Consider the following 18,568-nt stretch of genomic DNA (forward strand, 5'->3'; position numbering starts at 1 on the left):
ACATCGCGGCGACAAGCCATTGCTCGTCGGGATCTGCCGGCGGAGTGCGCAGCTCTCAGGCAGGAACCAGGTCACTCACCTGTGCGAGCAACTCGAACGAGCGAAGCCACGACGCGCGGTCGGACACACCGGACGCGACGATCAGCTCGTCCGCCCCGGTGCGTTCGGCGAATCGATCCAGGTAGTCCTTCACCATGTCCGGCGTACCGACGGCCGAGTACTTGGTCATCTTCGCGATCTGTTGGCCCGCAGGCGCTTCGAGGACCATGTCGGCTTCCTCGTCGGTGAAGGTCCGGCCGCGGCCGAGCAGTAGGCTGACGCGACTGCGCTTGGTGCGGAGGAACTGCGCCTGTGCATCGGCGAGCGAATCGGCCGCGATCACGTTGACACCCACGATCAGGTGCGGCTCCGACAATTGCGCGGACGGTCGGAAGTCACGTCGATAGATCTCGACGGCCTGCTCGAGGGCGTCGGGTGCGAAGTGCGAGGCGAAGGCATAGGGCAGGCCGAGTGCAGCGGCGAGCTGCGCGCCGAAGAGCGACGACCCCAAGATGTACAGCGGTACTTCGGTACCTGCGCCGGGAGTCGCGCTCACTCCTGGGATCAGGGACTCCGTCGACAGGTAGCCCTGCAGTTCCTGGACATCCTGGGGAAAGCGATCGGCCGACGCGGGATCGCGCCGCATCGCTCGCATCGTGACCTGGTCGCTGCCGGGGGCGCGGCCCAGACCCAGATCGATTCGTCCCGGGTGCAGCGTCGCCAAGGTGCCGAACTGCTCGGCGATGGTCAACGGCGCGTGATTGGGAAGCATGATCCCGCCGGATCCGAGCCGGATTCGCTCGGTGTTGGCGGCGACGTGGCCGATGAGAACCGATGTGGCCGACGACGCGATCGTCTTCATGTTGTGGTGCTCGGCGTACCAGATGCGTCGGTATCCCCAGTTCTCGGCATGCTGAGCGAGTGTGACGCTTGCATCGAAGCTGTCGCGGACTGTTTCGCCCTCGCCCACATGAGCGAGATCGAGGATGGACAAGGGTACGGACACGGTGGGGCCAGCCTTTCGTTCGTCGAGCGCGCGGCGAGGAGCCGCATTCAGGTGCAACGGTGTCGGGCAGCGTTCTATTTCTCGTCGGACGGACCGGTGGTCCCGTGGGTCCGTCCTACGAGACGGCAGCTGTGGACCGCCCGGTCTTCGATGCGTTAGCCTGTCGACCTGCGGCCTCGGGGGGAGGCTGCCGCGATGCAGTTCTGGGGGCGTTGCCGTGGGGGCGGATCGATGAGTACCGTGCGCTTCGTTCGCGGTGCCCGACGCGAAGTACCTCGATCTCCGGGCGGGGAAGTCACCCTGCAGCCGCCGCCCGAAATTCCGCGCGCGGTGCCGGGCAATCTACTGATGAAGCTGATGCCGCTGGTGATGGTCGCCGCGATGGTCGGGATGGTCGCGCTGATGTTCACCTCCGGGGCAGCAGCGAACCCGATGATGCTGATGTTCCCGGCCATGATGTTGATGTCCATGGTGGGGATGTTGGCCGGCGGCGGGAAGTCCGGCGGAGCGCGCACGGCCGAGGCGAACGAGGACCGCAAGGATTACCTCCGCTATCTGGATCAGCTCCGCCGCGACGTCGCCGAGACCGAGCGAGCGCAACGCCGAGCCCTCGAATGGAGTCACCCGGCCCCCGACACGTTGTGGTCGATCGCCGGAACCGAGCGCATGTGGGAACGGCGACTGTCGGATCCGGATTTCGCACACGTACGAGTCGGCCGTGGGGATCAGCGGCTTGCCACTCGACTGGTTCCGCCGGAAACCGGGCCGGTGGAAGAACTCGAACCCGTCTCGGCCGTGTCTCTACGTCGATTCGTGCGGGCGCATTCGGTGGTGGCCGCGCTGCCGACTGCGGTGTCGCTGAGGGGATTTGCGGCGTTGTCCGTAGCGGGCGACCGCGACGGAGCCCGCGCGATGGTGCGCGCGATGTTGGCCTCGCTGTGCAGCTTTCACGGACCCGATCACGTCGCTGTCGCGATCGTCTGCGGCCCGGACACCGTGCAGCAGTGGGAGTGGGCCAAGTGGCTGCCGCACACTCAGCACGACGCTCTGCGCGACGGGGCCGGGTCCGCTCGGATGATCTTCGGCAGCTTTCTCGAACTCGAAAGTGCGCTGGGCGACGTGCTGTCGATGCGAAATCGGTTCGCGCGCGGAGCTGTGCCGGTTGCAGGCGTCGTGCAGTTGGTGATCGTGGTGGACGGCGGGCTTCTCGACAACCGATCGACCGACCTCACCGACACGGGCCTCGATTCCGTCACGATCGTCGATCTGTCCGGCATGTGCCCAGGACTCGCCGCGTCGCGTGGACTCCGATTGTTCGCCGAGAACGGATCGATAGGCGCGGTCAGCGGAACCACGGTCGAGGTGTTCGCCGTCGCGGATTCGATGAGCACCACCCAAGCGCACGCCGTCGCTCGACGCCTGTCGCCGTATCGTGTGCCGTCGTCCTCGTCGGTCGTCGATGTGGTCGACGACGACGGAGTCCGGATCTCGGGATGGAACAGCCTGGTCGGTATCGCCGATGTCGGCGCACTCGACACGGATCGAGCGTGGACGATGCGGCGCGGACGCGAGAGGCTGCGGGTACCGATCGGTGTCGCCCCCGACGGCAGCGCCGTCGAGATCGACCTGAAGGAATCCGCCGAGAACGGCATGGGACCTCACGGATTGTGTATCGGAGCAACAGGTTCCGGAAAATCGGAGTTCCTCCGCACACTCGTGCTCGGCTTGGTGTCGACTCACTCGCCGGAACAGCTGAACCTGGTGCTCGTCGACTTCAAGGGCGGCGCGACGTTCGCGGGCCTGGAATCGGCACCGCACGTGGCCGCGGTCATCACCAACCTGTCCGAGGACTTGGCCTTGGTGGATCGAATGCGCGACGCGTTGGCCGGTGAAATGAACCGACGGCAGGAGTCGCTGCGCTCGGCCGGGAACTTCGCGAACGTCTCCGACTACGAGAGGGCGCGCGCCGCGGGAGCGGATCTGGCACCGATGCCCGCGCTGTTCGTGGTGGTCGACGAGTTCTCGGAATTGCTCAGCCAGCAACCGGAATTCGCCGAGCTGTTCGTCGCGATCGGCAGGCTCGGACGTTCGCTGCACATGCACCTGCTGCTCGCCAGCCAGCGCCTCGAAGAAGGAAAATTGCGCGGTCTCGAAAGTCACCTGTCGTACCGCATAGGCCTGAAAACGTTCTCCGCGAACGAGTCTCGATCGGTGCTCGGAGTTCCCGACGCCTATCACCTTCCCGCGCAGCCGGGTGCGGGCTACCTCAAGTGCGATTCGGCCGAGATCGTCAGGTTCGCTGCGGCATACGTCTCCGGTCCGTACTCGCCGTCGCGGTCCGGTCCCGGCGCTCGGCCCTCGCTCGGGGGCGACATCAGGCCGAAACCCTTCACCGCGTACACGGTACCGCTCGACTCCATCGATCTCGGCCGCATCGAGGCTGCCGCTGCGCCGGAGGCCGAACCGGATCCGGTCGACTCCGACAGCACCGGTGCGACGGTGCTCGACGTGGTCGTCGGACGAATTCGGGGTCGCGGAATGCCGGCCCACGAGGTGTGGCTGCCACCGTTGGACACCTCAACCACGTTGAACCGGTTGCTGCCCGGGTCGGTTCCGACCGAGCGCATCGGTCCGCTCAGCACCCTGCGGGCCCCGATCGGCATCATCGACCGGCCTTTCGATCAGCGCCGCGATCTGCTGACCGTCGATCTGTCCGGTGCTGCGGGCCACGTCGCCATCGTCGGTGCCCCGCAATCGGGTAAGTCGACGGCGCTTCGGTCGTTGATCCTGGCTCTCGCGATGACGCATTCGCCGGCACAGATCCAGTTCTACTGCTTGGACTTCGGCGGCGGAACGTTGGCCGGGCTGGCCGATCTGCCACATGTCGGATCGGTGGCCAACCGCCTCGATGTCGATCGGGTTCGGCGGACCGTGGCCGAGGTCGCCGGTGTCGTTCGGCAGCGAGAGAGGACATTCCGTGATCGCGGGATCGACTCGATGGCCGAGTTCCGACGGCGACGTGCAACGCAACCCGTCGACCCCGAGGATCGGTTCGGCGACGTCTTTCTCGTCATCGACGGTTGGCCGTCCATCAGGTCCGATTTCGAGAGTCTCGAACAGCAGATCGCCACCTTGACGACTCAGGGCCTCGCTTTCGGTCTGCATCTGATCCTCACCGCGTCGCGGTGGGCGGAAGTTCGGCCTGCGACCAAGGACCTGATCGGTACCCGATTGGAACTGCGGCTCGGCGACCCGTCGGATTCGGACATGGGGCGCGCCAAAGCGGCGAGCGTTCCCGAGGGCCGGCCGGGCCGGGGCATGACCAGGGACGGTCTGCATCTGTTGATCGCACTTCCACGGGTGGACGACGTCTGCTCCGTCGACGATCTGTCTCGCGCAGTCGGTCGGTCGGTCGCCGCGATCGCGGCGGCATCTGCGGGAACCCAAGCGCCGCCGGTGCGGATGCTGCCGGAGCTGCTCGAGAGATCCGCGGTACTCGATCAGCTCGGTGATGCGTGGCCACGAACCCGTGGCGATATCCCCGAGCTCGGAGTTCCCATCGGCATCGACGAGGCCGAGTTGGCACCCGTGGTGGTCGACTTCGCGGAGAATCCACACTTCGTCGTGTTCGGCGACAGCGAGTGCGGCAAGACTTCTCTGTTGCGCGGAATCTGTCGATCGCTCGTCGAGGCGAACTCGTCCGGCAGCGTCAAACTCATCGTCGCGGACTACCGCCGAACTCTCCTGGGCGCAGTCGATTCCGAGCATCTGGCCGGGTATGCGGCTTCGCAGGCGACGCTGACGGCCATGCTCGTCGACCTCGCCGGCCGCATGGCCGATCGCATGCCGGGTGCAGACGTGACCCAGCAGCAGCTTCGTGAGCGGTCGTGGTGGAACGGCCCCGAGGTGTTCGTCGTCGTCGACGATTACGACCTGGTCGCCACGTCGTCGGGAAATCCGTTGGCCCCGTTGGTGGAACACCTTCCCCATGCCCGAGACATCGGGCTGCACGTCATCGTGGCGCGTCGTTCGGGCGGGGCAGGTCGGGCGCTGTTCGACCCGGTGATCGGGCGGTTGCGTGATCTGGTGACGCCGGGACTGGTCATGAGCGGAAGCCGCGACGAGGGGAACCTGCTCGGGACGGTACGTCCCAGTGCCATGCCGCCCGGACGTGGGGTGTTCGTCGACCGCTCCGGCCAGTCACTCGTTCAGCTCGGACATTCGAGTTGACGGGCACCTCGTGGCGTTATGCCGCAGTGCATCTGGGCCACACGGAGATTTCCGTCGTTGCCACGGGCGGAGTATTCGAGGGCCCGAGAGAGAGCGTCGGATCGGCGTTCGCCACGGTGGAGGGTGGCCGTCTGGTGTTCGGCCGGGGCCCGGCCGAAGACGAGATTCCGCCCCTGCTCTGTATCGACGATGCGTCGATCCCGGTGGGGGCCACGGTGTGGGACCGGGAGGCGGTACTCCACGGAATCGTGTGGTCGGCCCTGCAGAGCGCCGGAGTGCACGACCGACTCGACGTGCTCGAGATCGCGTATCCGTCTACCTGGGGCGAGCAACGCTCGGGCATCGTTCGGGCACTGTTTGCGACCTCGGCAAACGAGGTGGTGCTCGTGGAGACGGCCGAGGCCGCCCTGTCGTGGTCGGGTGAACGAGCGCCGTCCGCCGCGGTGGTCGTCGAAGTCGGAGCTCTCGACACGTCCGTCGTCGTCCTCGACGAGTCGGGGGCGCACGGCGGAGACACCGGCGCGATACTTCCGTTCGGTACGGGTGACGACGACGCGTGGCGACGAGCGGTCGGCGACTACGTTCGGTCGTCGGTCACGCGCTGCCCCGACGAGGTGTACGTGGTGGCGGCGACCAGCGCCGGGGCGGATCCCGTCGTCGATCACCCCACACAGTGGTTGACCGGCCTCGACATCGCCAGGTCGCTGTACCGGCGAGCCGGGGCGGATCTCGTTCCGGCACCGTCGGTCCGTGCCGCGACGACGCGATCGGCGGCATGGCTCGACGACGTCACAGCACCGCCGCGGTCCCGGCAGAAGCGGCGTCCCCCGATGCTCGCCGCCGTGGGTGTCGTGGCAGCGGTTGTCGTATTCGGTTGCGCAGCCGTGTATTTCGCCGGACAGTCTCCGGGCGGATCCGATGTCGTGGCGGCACAACCCTTTTCGCCTGTGGCGGCCCCGAACACTACGTCGTCGTCCGTCGTCGAACCGCCACCGACCACGATCGCCGACGCGCCGACGCCGGTCGAGACGGTGACGTTCGTGTCCGGGCGCGTCTCGATGCGGTTGCCCGGTACCTGGACGAAGGTGTACGACCCGGATCGCATGGTGCTGATTCCGCCGAACCCGCCCGAGCGTCGGATCGTCGTCACCGTGGCAGAGCTGTTGCCGGGTACGACACAGGAGCAGGTCGCCGACGAGCTGCGGTCGGCCATCGATGCCCGTGGGCCGGATTCCACCATCGGATCTCTCGAATCCACACGCGATTTCGGCGGCCGCGTCGGAATCGCTTACACAGAGAGGCCGATCGACGACTCGACGGTGCTCTGGCGTGTGTTCGTCGAGTCCGACCTACAGGTCAGCATCGGTTGCCAGTTCGAGGGAGGCGACGTGTCGGTGATCGACGCCGAATGCGGGCAGGCAACGCAGACGTTGGAGATCGTCCCGGCGTCGTGAGAGCCGCCCACAGTTTTTCGCGCACGGCCGGAACCGAATCGAGGGGTCGTTGCGTCAAAGGAGATGTAGGGGAGTGAGCGGGCCGACAGCGGCCTCTCGGTCGAGCAGCACGTGCGCCGCGGGTGCACGTGAATCGAGTATCGAAGACAAGGAGTCGAAGTGGGATATCCAGGGGGACCGGAAGCTACGGGTTCGTCGAACGGCGTCACGGTCACACCGCAGGAACTCGTCGCTGCCGGAGCGACGATCGAAGGCCTGAGCGTGTCGATCGACGCGTCCAATTCGGCCGTTCGCTCGATCGTCGAGCAGACCGCCGAGGCGTGGGTCGGTAAGGCGGGCAAGTCGTTTCAGGACGTCATGGCCCAGTGGGACACCAGTGCGCAGAAGATGCGGAGTGCGCTCGAGCAGATCTCCGCGGACATCAAGACCAACGGCCACGGTTACTCGGACGCCGACGACGACAACGTGTCGGCCGTGAACCAGGTGGCCGGATCCCTGAACTCGGGACTGTCCTCGTTCACGTGACGCCGCATCCGGTGACCACACGACCATCCACACGACCATGCTCGACCAAGGAGACCGATCCGACATGAAATACGACTTCGCGCAGATCGCGGCGCTGACCGAGGCGATGAACAAGCAGGCGAACGTGACCAAGGACCTTCTCGGGGACGTGGACAGCACCGCGAAGCGGCTCTACCAGTCGTGGGAGGGCGACGCGATGACGTCCTACTACGAGCTGCAGCGTCAGTGGAACTCCGCATCCGACGAGCTCAACCTCATTCTGTCGAGCCTCGTCGCGGCCGCCCGCACCGGTGGCGAGACGATGCACGGCGTCGAGATGGCCAACAAGGCGCGGATGGCTCGCTGACCCATCGTCACGAAAGCGGATGCCCCGACCGAGACATCGGTCGGGGCATCCGCTGCGTCTGGGGCCCTGCGTCCTGTTCACGATGCCGGCCGGGGTGTCTACTGGTCCGGTGACGGACTTCGCAGCGGTACTGGGGGCCGAACGGTCTCGTGCCGAGCATCGACTGGTGTCCCTGCGAGCAGAACTGGCGTCGGTGATCGAAGGATCGCGGTTCACGACCGACGACGACGAGCACGATCCCGAGGGGTCGACGATCGCATTCGAGCGAGCGAAGATCGCGGCGCTCATCACCGACACCGAATCCGAGATACGCGAGATCGACGCGGCGGTGTCACGGCTCTCGGCCGGGACGTACGGTACCTGCGAGCGGTGCGGCGGCGAGATCCCGGCGATCAGGCTCGAGGCGCTGCCCGCTGCCCGTCGGTGCATGCAGTGTGTGCGCCTGCGCTGACGACGTCGACGAGTTCAGGCCCCGACGAGCGGAGGCGTTTTGACCTGGGCGTCCGCTCCCGGTATCGTTCCCCGTTGGCGTGTATGGGCTCGCCGCGCACTCCTGTGCGTATCGAGCTCTTGTCCTCGGGTCTCAACTGGCCGCCGAGGGCATCCACTCGTCTTGGCCAGCAGCGACATCATGAAGACAGGAATTTTCTGTGTCTACTTACGCCCCGAAGGCCGGGGACACCACCCGGACGTGGCATGTGATCGACGCCACGGACGTCGTGCTCGGACGCCTCGCCGTCCAGGCCGCGACTCTGCTCCGCGGTAAGCACAAGCCCACCTACGCACCCAACGTCGATGGCGGCGACTTCGTCGTCATCATCAACGCCGAGAAGGTTGCCATCAGCGGCAACAAGCTCGACGGCAAGTTCCACCACCACCACTCCGGCCATCCGGGCGGTCTGAAGTCGCGCTCGACCCGTCAGGTCCTCGAGAGCAACCCCGATCGTCTCGTGGAGAAGGCCGTCGTCGGCATGATCCCCAAGAACAAGCTCGGTAGTGCCATCGCGAGCAAGCTGAAGGTCTACGCGGGACCGAATCACCCGCATGCCGCTCAGCAGCCCGTTCCGTTCGAGATCAAGCAGGTGTCCCAGTGACGGCGCCGGAGGGAAATGACGTGACGTCGCAGGAGAACATCGAAGAGATCGCCGCCGACGAGTTCGTGGCAGTCGAAGATCCCGAGGTCGTCTCGGACATCGAAGCTGCAGCCGCTCCGGCCCCGATCGTGTTCGATCGCCCGATCCAGACCGTCGGACGCCGTAAGGAAGCCGTCGCTCGTGTTCGGTTGTCCTCGGGCACCGGCGGATTCAAGCTCAACGGCCGCACCCTCGAGGATTACTTCCCGAACAAGGTGCACCAGCAGCTGATCAAGGCTCCTCTTGTTCTGGTCGACCGCGCGGAGTCCTTCGACATCGTCGCGCTGCTGCACGGTGGCGGACCGTCGGGACAGGCAGGCGCATTGCGTCTGGCCATCTCGCGCGCGCTGATCGAACTCGCACCCGACGATCGCCCGCCGCTCAAGGCCGCGGGCTACCTCACGCGTGACGCGCGTGCAGTCGAGCGCAAGAAGTACGGCCTGAAGAAGGCCCGTAAGGCGTCGCAGTACTCCAAGCGCTGACGCGTCTTACCCGCTTCATCCTCGAGGGCAGGCATCCAGCAGTATCGGACGCCTGCCCTCGAGGCATTTCACACCACATTCTCTCCGCTCGAAGGGGTTCTTGGTTCATGGCGCGATTGTTCGGCACCGACGGAGTTCGGGGACTGGCGGGCGGGGTTCTGACCGCTGAGCTGGCGTTGAGAATCGCGCGCGCCGCAGCCGCCGTGTTGGCACCGAATGTCGACGGCGTCAGGCGTGTGGCAGTGGTCGGTCGTGATCCGCGTGTCAGTGGCGCGATGCTCAGCGCAGCCGTGTCCGCCGGACTCACCGCATCGGGTGTCGACGTGATCGATGTCGGCGTGCTGCCCACACCCGCAGTCGCCTTCCTCACCGCCGAATACGACGCGGAGCTCGGTGTGATGATCTCGGCATCGCACAATGCGATGCCCGACAACGGAATCAAGATCTTCGCCGCAGGCGGGCACAAGCTGGACGACGACGTCGAAGACCGGATAGAAGCTGCCCTCGATTCCGAGGGGCGCTCCCGGAACGACGCACAGCACTACGACGCCACCGGTGCCGCGATCGGCCGTATCGACGTCGCACAGGACGCGGCAGTCCGCTACACCGAGCATCTCGCCGGATCGGTGTCACATCGACTCGACGGTGTGACCGTCGTGGTGGATTGTTCGCACGGTGCCGCCTCGGTCGTCGGGCCCGAGATCTACCGACGTGCCGGTGCGACGGTCGTGGCGATCAATGCAGAACCCGACGGCATCAACATCAACGACGGTTGCGGGTCGACGCACCTGGAGGGGTTGCAGAAGGCCGTCGTGAAGCACGGTGCGGACCTCGGTATCGCGCACGACGGAGACGCCGACCGATGTCTCGCCGTCGACGCGGCGGGTTCGGTGGTGGACGGCGACGCGATCATGACGGTGCTGGCCATCGCGATGCACGACGCGGGCCACCTGACCGACGATACGTTGGTCGCCACGGTGATGAGCAACCTCGGTCTGCACATTGCGATGCGCGAGGCCGGAATCACGTTGCGCACCACCGCCGTCGGAGATCGCTACGTGCTCGAGGAGCTCCGCCGCGGCGGCTTCGCACTCGGGGGTGAACAGAGTGGACACGTTGTGCTGCCCGCAGTCGGAACAACCGGAGACGGGATCGCCACTGCACTGCGACTGATGGAGCGGATGGCGCAGACCGGGCGTTCCCTCGCGGATCTGGCGTCGGCCATGCGGACGCTGCCGCAGGTGCTGATCAATGTCCGTGTGTCGGACAAAGCGGCGGTGGCGTCGGCGCCGTCGGTATCGGACGCCGTGGCGTCGGCCGAGCGGGAACTCGGGGAATCGGGTCGAGTTCTGTTGCGCCCCAGCGGTACCGAACAGTTGGTGCGAGTGATGGTCGAAGCGTCGGAACTCGACGTCGCGACCCGACTCGCCGAAGAACTGGCGGGCCGGGTCGCGTCGGTCTGACGTCTCAGGCGGTCAGTTCGCGCAGTGCGGTCAGCTGCGCGACGCGGCCTGCGGTGTTCTCGGCGAGCGGCGCGACGTTGAGAGTGGTGACACCCGCTTCGGCGAAGGCTGCGACCCGCTCCTTGACGAAGCTCTCCGGGCCGATGAGGTTGACCGCGCGAGCGAGCTCGTCGGGAACCGCCGCAGCGGCCTCCTCCTTCTTTCCGGCCAGGTACAGGTCCTGGATCTTCTCGGCCTCGGCCTCGTACCCGTATCGCTGAGCCAGGGAGTTGTAGAAGTTCTTGCCCTTGGCTCCCATGCCGCCGATGTACAGCGCCAGGTGCGGCTTGACCCAGGGGAGGTACTTCTCGGCATCCTCGCCGATCGCCAGCGTGGGACTTGCGAACACCTGGAGTTCGCCGAGCGACGGATCACGCTTGGCCTTGCCTGCCGCGAGAGAGTCGCCCCAGACGTCGGCGGCCTTCTCCGGGAAGTAGAAGATGGGCTGCCAGCCCTCGGCGATCTCGGCGGTCAGCTCTACGTTCTTGGGGCCCAGAGCGGCAATGACGACCGGAATGCGATCGCGCACAGGGTGATTGATCAACTTGAGCGGCTTACCCAGGCCCGTTCCCTGGTCGGCCGGCAGCGGGATCTGATAGTGCTTGCCCTGATACTGCACCTTTTCACGACGCCAGACCTGGCGGCAGATCTCGATGACCTCGCGGGTTCTGGCGATGGGTGCGTCGTACTTGACGCCGTGGAAACCTTCGACGACCTGCGGTCCCGATGCGCCGAGCCCGAGTACGAATCGACCCTCGGAGACGTAGTCGAGACCGGCCGCGGTCATGGCGGTCAGTGACGGTGTCCTGGTGTAGATCTGGAAGATGCCGGACGCGATCTTGATCGTGCGCGTCTTGGCTGCGAGGAATCCGAGTTGGCTGACGGCGTCGAACGAGTAGGCCTCGGGCACGAAAATGATGTCGAGACCTGCCTTCTCGAGCTCGGCGACCTCGGCAACGGTCTCGTTGAAACCACCGCTGTAATTCAGCATCGTTCCGATGTGCATGGGACTCCTCGTTCGGTGAGCAGCTGGTGCAGCCACTTCAGGTACCTGTTACGGACATTTCACATCGGGACGTTACCGCTCCCTGGGGAACCGATGTGAGTCGGCGCACGTCATAGTGAGATAGGGGCACTTCGAGGGGGGAACGGGAACGTATGAGCGGCGAAGTTCGGGTGGACGCGGACCGAGTTCGCGGGGTGGCAGATGCGTTGGCGTCGTCGGCGGAGGCGCTCGGTGATGCCGGCGATTCGGTCGCCGACGCGGGCTTCGGCGCAGCCGGGGCCGGACGGAACTACGGCGACCTGGGCGCTGCCTATTCCCAGGCGCACCTCGGGCTCGGGCGTGCAGTCGGGGCATGGAGATCCTCGGTCGAGGACATTGCCGGTGCCCTCACCACCGCGATGAACGAGTACGAGCAACAGGACGACGCCACCGCATACGCGATCGAGACACCCCGGTGACACTTCCTTCGGCCTCGTCCGGTGACGGGGCGTCGATCGACGAGATTCTCGATGCGAACGCAGAAGGACTGCTGTTCTTCGAGCGTTTCCTGCCGCTGGCCGGCCGTGTCCCGGGCGTCGAGGTTCCGCAGTATCAGGACATGTGCGCCAGGTACGACGAGCAGCGCGGACTGAACCTGGGTGCGCTCGGTAACGATGCCGACGCCGTCGGGGCGGTGTCCGCAGTACTCGCCGATCAACTCGAGGAACAGATTCAACTTCGCCGAGTTCTGCAGTTGCGCTGGCACGGTGACGCAGGGGAGGCAGTGCAGACCTATCTTTCGGCCGAACAGGAGAAGGCGTCCCAGTTCCTCGCGTCGATCGAAGATTCCCATCAGACGATGTGTGCGGCCGTCGACGTTCTCCGCGACGCAGTGACCGACAAGGCAGAGCTCGTCGGCGGCCTCGACATCGACCTGGTGGACGGCAAAGACATGGACCGGATCGATGCGATTCTGCTCGCGTCGGGAATCGAGTGCCTGCCGGTGGATCGAGAGTCGGTGTTCCCACGATTGGCGTCTGCGTTCGAGGATCTGAACGACGGGGCGAGCAGCGTCGATCTCTCCGACGAGTTCGCCGCCGAGGTGACCGAACGCTGCAGGCGCTGGATCGACACCGAGTTCGTTCCGCGGGTGCAGGGTACGTGCGAGGCAGTCATGGCAGCGTGCACCGCTACGGATATCGCCGTCAGAAACTGTCTGGCGTTGGTGGTGGACGTTCTGGGCAGCGTCCACGAGCCGTCGTTCGGTGAACTCGACGAGCGCGGTTGGGCAATGGAACCCGGTGCAGCAGCGAGGTGGCCGGGGCCCGACGGCTCTTGCGCAGACCCGGATCCTGCCGGGATCGGTTCCACGCCTTCCGCTTTCGGAGCCGCACCGGCGGCTGTCGCACCGGCGGCTGTCGGGCCCGCAGCGACCGGACCGGTGGCGACACTGCCCGGCGGAAACGCACTCGTCGGAGCAGGCAGCGTGGATCCGGCCGGATCTCTCACCGCCGACGGTGGTGTGGGTGAGGAGCTGGGGAATTCTCTCGACGGGCTCGTGGATCGAGTGGTCGCCGAGATCATCGACCGAGTCGACAACGCGTTGACCGAGACGACCGACGGCGGAGATCTCGAAAGCTCCGGTGACACTGCCGTCGACAGTCGGGCAGGTGACGGCAACCCCGAGGAGGCTTCTCCGGACGGGAGTGGCGACCAGCGACCCGAACCGACTCCGTTGCCGCAGCCCGAGCAGTCGTGGACCGCGGCCACCGACGAGCGCGGCCATCTCGAGGCCGAGCTCGACGGGCATCGGGCCCGCATCGCGCTCGAACACGACGGCACGGCGTCCCTCGAACTCGAGACTCCTGGACTCGGAACGCGCTCGTTCGAGCTCGGAATCGGACCGTTCGGCCTACCCGAGATCGTCGAAGTTCCCGGCATCGCCGACGCGGTGGACGTACCGGCCTCGGCTGCACCGTTGCCGACCGAACCGGTGCCCGCGGCCGAATCCGCGGCGGCAGAGGAACCCGTGCTGCCTACCGAACCCGTGCCGCCTGCCGAACCGGAGCCTGCCTCCGGGCCGGTTCCTGCGGTCGAACCTGCGCCTGCGACCGAACCTGTGCCGCCGTCCGAATCCGTTTCGGATGCACAGGCGCAGTGCTCACCCGAGGCACCCGACACCGAGCAGCCTGCTGTGCAGCATCCGGTGGTTGCGGATCGACCGGTCACCGATCCGCAACCCGCCGACACGGGTAGCGGTGCAGGCCTGAGTGAAGCAGGGGAGCTGTGAGCACCGACAGTGCGTGGCGTCGGGAGTTGCATCGAATACGCGATGAGCACCGGATCGCGATGGCGCGGGCGGCCGAGGCGTTGAGTCGGGCACAGGCCCCGGCAGTGGACCGAGGCGGACGGATTTCAGCGACGGCGAGCGGAGCGGACTCCGACGTCGAGTCGATGTCGGATTCGGTGCTGCAACCGGCTCACCTGGACCGGCGAGCACCCACACCGCACGTCGAGACCGATCCCGACGAACGGCCGAGGTCCTGGCTGGTGTGACACCGGTCGGTGAAAAACGGGACTAGCCCCGGCCGAGCAGGGCCTTGATCGACGCGGACGCCTTGGGCTTGGGCTGCGCGTCGAGCGGCGCGTGCGGATCGACCGCTCTGGTTCCGTCGATCTCACCTGCCGATCCGGCCAACTCCTCGTAGTCGGAGTCACCTGTCAGGTGGAACAGCAGAAACGCGGTGAGTACGGCACGGGTGCGTTGTTGGGTCTTGCGGTCGGGCTTGTTGATGCCCAGTGCGCCGAGGATCCGCCTGCCTTCGACGAATCCGTCTGCCGTCGAGCCGTCGATTCGTCGGAGCACGGACGGTCCACGCCAGGACTGGGCGAGAGCGAGTGAGTTGTCGGTGAGCGAATCGGCGTTCGAGTTGTCGCCGACGACGAGCCCGGGGATGGCAAGTCCGGCGGCTGCCTCCTCGGACGACGGTGCCGTCGGTGCCGGGAACAGTGCGGCTACGGCCTTGATGTCCGCTCGCCGAGAGGCTGCGAGAACAGCGGTCCCGGCACCCATCGCGTGGCCTGCTGTGGCGAGTTTGTCCGGATGCACGCTGATGTTGCCGGGGCCGAGACGCACGCCGGTCATGATGTCGAGCACAGTGCCCAGGTCGGTCGCGAGTCCGCGGTGCGAGGGTACGAGGCCGCGCTCGGTGTCCGGTGCCGCAACCACGATGCCCCAGGACGCCAAGTGCTTCAGAGTGTCGGTGTAATGGCTGGGACGCAGCATCCAGCCGTGTGCGAAGGCCACGCCGGGCAGGCCGAAGCCCTCGGCGGGGGTGTAGACGACACCGGGTTGCCCGGCGAGGGCCAGGTCGCCTCGGAGCACCTTGTGCGGGCCGCGCTTGGAGAGAGCAGATGCCAGCTTCTTCGGTTTCGCCACGAGAGATGACGCTACCGAACTGCGGCGCGTCAGGGGGACACCGGACACGGCAACCCGAGCGAATGGGTCGTGCGCGCCCCGCCGAGTACCCTGATTGTCCATGTGCGGAATCGTGGGTTACGTCGGCCACCGCCCAGCTCTGGGTGTGGTGGTCGAAGCGCTTCGGCGTATGGAATATCGGGGCTACGACTCCGCTGGCATCGCAATTCTGGACGGTGCGGGAGCGACAGCCGTCGAGCGCAAGGCAGGTCGACTGGCGAATCTCGAAGCCGAATTGGACGACATCGGCACCGATACATTCGTCGGCACGACCGGCATGGGCCACACCCGGTGGGCGACGCACGGCCGTCCCACCGATCGCAACGCCCATCCCCATCGGGACGCGTCCGGCACGGTCGCCGTGGTCCACAACGGCATCATCGAGAACTTCGGTCCGCTGCGTGCCGAACTGGAAGCGGTCGGGATCGAGTTCCTGTCCGATACCGACACCGAGGTCGCAGTGCACCTCGTCTCGCGTGCCTACGCCGAGGGTCCGACCGCGGGCGACTTCGTGGCCAGCGCCAAAGCTGTTCTGCGTCGTCTCGAGGGTGCGTTCACTCTGGTGTTCACCCATTCCGATCACGCGGACACGATCGTCGCGGCTCGTCGCTCCACGCCCCTGGTACTCGGTGTCGGCGAGGGCGAAATGTTCCTCGGGTCGGACGTGGCTGCCTTCATCGAGCACACGCGCGACGCCGTCGAGCTCGGCCAGGATCAGGTCGTCGTCATCACCGCCGACGGCTACGACATCAGCGATTTCGAGGGCAACGAGGCGCAGGGGCGTCCGTTCCGAATCGACTGGGATCTGGCAGCCGCCGAGAAGGGCGGCCACGACTACTTCATGCTCAAGGAGATCCAGGAGCAGCCCGCCGCTGTGGCGGACACGTTGCTCGGTCACTTCGACAACGGTCGAATCGTGCTCGACGAGCAGCGACTGTCCGATCAGGAACTGCGCGACGTCGACAAGGTGTTCGTCGTGGCCTGCGGTAGCGCGTACCACTCGGGCCTGCTTGCCAAATATGCGATCGAGCACTGGACCCGGTTGCCGGTCGAGGTGGAACTGGCCAGCGAATTCCGTTATCGCGACCCGGTTCTCGATCGTTCGACCCTCGTCGTGGCCATCTCGCAGTCCGGCGAGACCGCGGACACCCTCGAAGCCGTTCGGCACGCCAAGGATCAGAAGGCGCGTGTTCTCGCGGTCTGCAACACCAACGGCTCGCAGATTCCCCGGGAGGCCGACGCCGTCCTCTACACGCGGGCAGGTCCGGAGATCGGCGTCGCGTCGACCAAGGCCTTTCTCGCCCAGGTGACCGCGAACTATCTGGTCGGGCTGGCGTTGGCGCAGGCTCGCGGCACCAAGTATCCCGACGAGGTCGCCCGTGAATTCGCCGAACTCGAAGCGATGCCCGAGTTGGTGCAACGGGTGCTCGAGACTGTCGAGCCGGTCCGGGCGCTCGCGCGAGAGCTCTCGACGGCCACGACGATTCTGTTCCTCGGCCGACACGTCGGCTATCCGGTTGCTCTCGAAGGTGCGCTCAAGCTCAAGGAGCTGGCGTACATGCACGCGGAGGGCTTCGCGGCCGGCGAGCTCAAGCACGGTCCGATCGCGCTCATCGAGGACGGTGTGCCGGTGATCATCGTGATGCCCTCGCCCAAGGGTCGGGCGGTGTTGCACTCGAAGATGCTGAGCAACATTCGCGAGATCCAGGCGCGTGGTGCGCGAACGGTCGTCATCGCCGAAGAGGGCGACGAGGCAGTGCGGCCTTTCGCGGACAACTTGATCGAGATCCCGGCTGCGTCGACGCTGCTGCAGCCGTTGTTGTCGACGATCCCACTGCAGGTGTTCGCCGCCGAGGTGGCTCAGGCGCGCGGCTACGACGTGGACAAGCCACGCAACCTGGCCAAGTCCGTCACCGTCGAATAGCGCTCGGCATGCGCGGCTACTACACACCCGAGCAGATTCGGAATGCGGAAGCGCCGCTACTGAATTCCCTGCCGAACGGCGTTCTCATGCGTCGCGCCGCCTATGGTTTGGCCGCTGTGGTGGCAGCCGAGCTCACGGCGCGCACGGGCGGCGTCGCGGGACGCCGCGTGACGATTCTGGTAGGCACGGGAGACAACGGCGGCGACGGTCTGTGGGCGGGGGCGTATCTGCGTCGACGCGGTGTTTCGGTGTCGGCTCTGCTGCTCGATCCGACGCGGGTGCACGCCGAGGGTCTCGCGGCCCTGCGATCGTCGGGCGGGCGCGTGGTGGCACGGTGCGGACCCGCAGACATCGTGGTCGACGCCATCGTGGGGATTTCCGGCAAAGGCCCGCTGCGGCCCGATGCTGCTGCGGTGGTCGAGCGGATCACCGCATCGATCGTGGCCGTGGACGTTCCCAGTGGAGTCGATGCGGAGACCGGTGCCGCACCGGGACCGGCGGTGACGGCCGAGGTGACGGTGACGTTCGGTGCCCGCAAGCCGGTTCACGTGCTGGCCGTACCCCGGTGTGGCCGAATCGAACTCGTGGACATCGGCCTGGATCTGCCGGCGCCTGCGATGGCGTCGTTCGAGCCGTCCGACGTCGGACGGGTGTGGCCGATCCCGTCGGCCTCGGACGACAAGTACTCGCAGGGCGTGGTGGGTGTCCTGGCCGGTAGTGCCACGTTCCCCGGTGCCGCACTGCTCTGTGTCGGTGCGGCGGTCGCGGCCACCTCCGGAATGGTCCGCTACGTGGGAAGCGCAGGGGCAGAAGTCGTTTCGCACTGTCCTGAGGTCGTTGCCGCCCCGGACCTCGACGCGGCGGGGAAGGTGCAGGCGTGGGTGGTCGGTCCCGGTTTCGGCACCGACGAGGATTCGGCGGAGATCGTGCGTCGAGTGCTGGAGACGGATCTGCCGGTCGTCGTCGACGCGGATGCGCTCACGATCCTCGCACGCAACGAACGCTGGGTCGCCGGACGCACCGCACCGACTCTGCTGACCCCGCATGCCGGGGAGTTCGCGCGCCTGACCGGATCCGACCCCGCACCCGACCGAGTGGGATCGGTTCGAGATCTCGCCGCGCGTTGGGGCGTCACCGTTCTCCTCAAGGGGCGAGCGACGATCGTCGCCGATGCGGACGGCACCACGTTCGTCAGCGATGCCGGGGGATCGGCTGCATCGACCGCCGGTTCGGGCGACGTACTGTCGGGCATTCTCGGGGCGCTACTCGCGTCGGGAATGGCACCGTCCACTGCGGCTGCCTGCGGCGCGAAGGTTCACGCACTGGCCGCGGCCCGTGCGGCTCACGGATCGGACGGAGAGTTCGCAGCGCCCATTTCTGCGAGTCCACTGTGTGAGTCCATCCCCGACGCCATCCGGACCGTGCGCTCGCTCACAGTCTGACCGTGGTCGTGCGTGGCCCACG

16 protein-coding genes are annotated in these 18,568 nt (G+C 66.5%); 13 read left to right on the forward strand and 3 right to left on the reverse strand.

Annotation, left to right across the window (positions count from 1 at the left end; translation table 11 throughout):
• Positions 1-55: 55 nt before the first annotated feature.
• The gene (locus tag CH271_RS11915) at positions 56-1,045 is read right to left on the reverse strand and encodes an LLM class flavin-dependent oxidoreductase (protein ID WP_094633700.1); all 990 of its coding nucleotides are present in this window, start codon (positions 1,043-1,045) and stop codon (positions 56-58) included.
• 231 nt (positions 1,046-1,276) lie between these two features.
• On the opposite strand from CH271_RS11915, the gene eccCa reads away from it, so the two are divergent.
• From eccCa to glmM, 8 genes are all read left to right on the forward strand, one after another.
• Positions 1,277-5,275 carry a type VII secretion protein EccCa gene (gene eccCa / locus CH271_RS11920; protein ID WP_094633807.1) on the forward strand — a complete coding sequence of 1,333 codons (3,999 nt, stop codon included), beginning with the start codon at positions 1,277-1,279 and terminating at the stop codon, positions 5,273-5,275.
• Positions 5,272-6,729, forward strand: coding sequence for a type VII secretion-associated protein (locus CH271_RS11925; RefSeq protein WP_143546047.1), 1,458 nt, complete (start codon positions 5,272-5,274; stop codon positions 6,727-6,729). The genes eccCa and CH271_RS11925 overlap by 4 nt, the downstream gene beginning before the upstream one ends.
• Positions 6,730-6,888: 159 nt before the next feature.
• Positions 6,889-7,254, forward strand: a complete 366-nt coding sequence (locus tag CH271_RS11930; RefSeq protein WP_179274862.1) for a WXG100 family type VII secretion target — start codon at positions 6,889-6,891, stop codon at positions 7,252-7,254.
• A 64-nt stretch (positions 7,255-7,318) separates the two neighbouring features.
• Entirely contained in the window at positions 7,319-7,600 is a 282-nt protein-coding gene (locus CH271_RS11935; protein WP_068051312.1) for a WXG100 family type VII secretion target, read from the forward strand.
• A gap of 82 nt (positions 7,601-7,682) precedes the next feature.
• On the forward strand, positions 7,683-8,051 hold the full coding sequence (locus tag CH271_RS11940; RefSeq protein ID WP_052047436.1) for a TraR/DksA family transcriptional regulator: 369 nt from the start codon (positions 7,683-7,685) through the stop codon (positions 8,049-8,051).
• A 199-nt stretch (positions 8,052-8,250) separates the two neighbouring features.
• Complete coding sequence (rplM, locus tag CH271_RS11945) at positions 8,251-8,694, forward strand: 50S ribosomal protein L13 (RefSeq protein ID WP_037188282.1); 444 nt, start codon at positions 8,251-8,253, stop codon at positions 8,692-8,694.
• Positions 8,691-9,215 (forward strand): 30S ribosomal protein S9, encoded by a 525-nt coding sequence (gene rpsI / locus CH271_RS11950; RefSeq protein ID WP_032397516.1) that lies wholly within the window; start codon positions 8,691-8,693, stop codon positions 9,213-9,215. The genes rplM and rpsI overlap by 4 nt, the downstream gene beginning before the upstream one ends.
• Before the next feature lie 107 nt (positions 9,216-9,322).
• On the forward strand, positions 9,323-10,678 hold the full coding sequence (gene glmM / locus CH271_RS11955; RefSeq protein WP_094633703.1) for a phosphoglucosamine mutase: 1,356 nt from the start codon (positions 9,323-9,325) through the stop codon (positions 10,676-10,678).
• A gap of 4 nt (positions 10,679-10,682) precedes the next feature.
• Here the strand turns inward: glmM and CH271_RS11960 are convergent, their stop codons facing one another.
• Positions 10,683-11,723 carry an LLM class F420-dependent oxidoreductase gene (locus CH271_RS11960; RefSeq protein WP_094633704.1) on the reverse strand — a complete coding sequence of 347 codons (1,041 nt, stop codon included), beginning with the start codon at positions 11,721-11,723 and terminating at the stop codon, positions 10,683-10,685.
• A 152-nt stretch (positions 11,724-11,875) separates the two neighbouring features.
• Between CH271_RS11960 and CH271_RS11965 the strand changes: the two genes are divergently transcribed.
• Genes CH271_RS11965 through CH271_RS11975 form a run of 3 tightly spaced genes read left to right on the forward strand, consistent with a single transcriptional unit; the run spans position 11,876 to position 14,258 of the window.
• Entirely contained in the window at positions 11,876-12,181 is a 306-nt protein-coding gene (locus CH271_RS11965; protein WP_094633705.1) for a type VII secretion target, read from the forward strand.
• A complete protein-coding gene (locus CH271_RS11970) occupies positions 12,178-13,992 on the forward strand; it encodes a hypothetical protein (protein WP_094633706.1) in 1,815 nt (604 codons plus the stop codon). The genes CH271_RS11965 and CH271_RS11970 overlap by 4 nt, the downstream gene beginning before the upstream one ends.
• On the forward strand, positions 13,989-14,258 hold the full coding sequence (locus tag CH271_RS11975) for a hypothetical protein (RefSeq protein WP_141216921.1): 270 nt from the start codon (positions 13,989-13,991) through the stop codon (positions 14,256-14,258). Before CH271_RS11970 ends, CH271_RS11975 begins: the two co-directional genes overlap by 4 nt.
• Before the next feature lie 22 nt (positions 14,259-14,280).
• Here CH271_RS11975 and CH271_RS11980 read toward each other — a convergent pair whose 3' ends face one another.
• On the reverse strand, positions 14,281-15,141 hold the full coding sequence (locus CH271_RS11980; protein ID WP_037188269.1) for a dienelactone hydrolase family protein: 861 nt from the start codon (positions 15,139-15,141) through the stop codon (positions 14,281-14,283).
• Positions 15,142-15,241: 100 nt separating this feature from the next.
• Between CH271_RS11980 and glmS the strand changes: the two genes are divergently transcribed.
• Together glmS and CH271_RS11990 are read left to right on the forward strand one after the other, a co-directional pair.
• Positions 15,242-17,104 (forward strand): glutamine--fructose-6-phosphate transaminase (isomerizing), encoded by a 1,863-nt coding sequence (gene glmS / locus CH271_RS11985; protein WP_037188267.1) that lies wholly within the window; start codon positions 15,242-15,244, stop codon positions 17,102-17,104.
• A gap of 8 nt (positions 17,105-17,112) precedes the next feature.
• A complete protein-coding gene (locus tag CH271_RS11990) occupies positions 17,113-18,546 on the forward strand; it encodes an NAD(P)H-hydrate dehydratase (protein WP_094633708.1) in 1,434 nt (477 codons plus the stop codon).
• Positions 18,547-18,568 lie beyond the last annotated feature (22 nt).

It is taken from the genome of Rhodococcus sp. 05-340-2, from assembly GCF_002258915.1.
In the GTDB taxonomy this organism is placed as follows: Bacteria; Actinomycetota; Actinomycetes; order Mycobacteriales; family Mycobacteriaceae; genus Rhodococcoides.